Origin of the sequence: Arthrobacter sp. CAL618 (genome assembly GCF_000468215.1) — a bacterium.
Lineage (GTDB): Bacteria > Actinomycetota > Actinomycetes > Actinomycetales > Micrococcaceae > Arthrobacter_D.
Genome location: NZ_ASZW01000246.1, coordinates 57,477 through 57,759 on the forward strand (window position 1 = coordinate 57,477; position 283 = coordinate 57,759).

Here is a 283-nt window from a genome sequence, read left to right on the forward strand (position 1 = left end):
CAGGGTGGGGGCCGGCAGAGCATCCCCGCCGAGCAGCCGCGCGTGGACTCTGCGGATGTTGGTGTCAACAACTGTCTCCCGCTTCCCGTACGCAAACGCTGCCACCGCAGCAGCCGTATAGGTGCCGACGCCGGGAAGAGTCAGGAGCTCCGCGGCGGTGCGGGGCACCCGGCCCCCGTGGTGTTCGACGATGGCCCCCGCGGCCGCGTGGAGGCGCAGGGCGCGGCGCGGGTAACCAAGTCGCCCCCAGTGCCTCAAAGCATCACCGGCTGGAGCCGCGGCA

The 283-nt window shown here is 72.1% G+C and carries 1 pseudogene (running past both ends of the window); it reads right to left on the bottom strand.

Annotated elements, in window-relative coordinates:
• Positions 1 to 283: pseudogene (locus K728_RS19590) on the bottom strand (A/G-specific adenine glycosylase) (it extends past both window edges: 453 nt to the left, 186 nt to the right).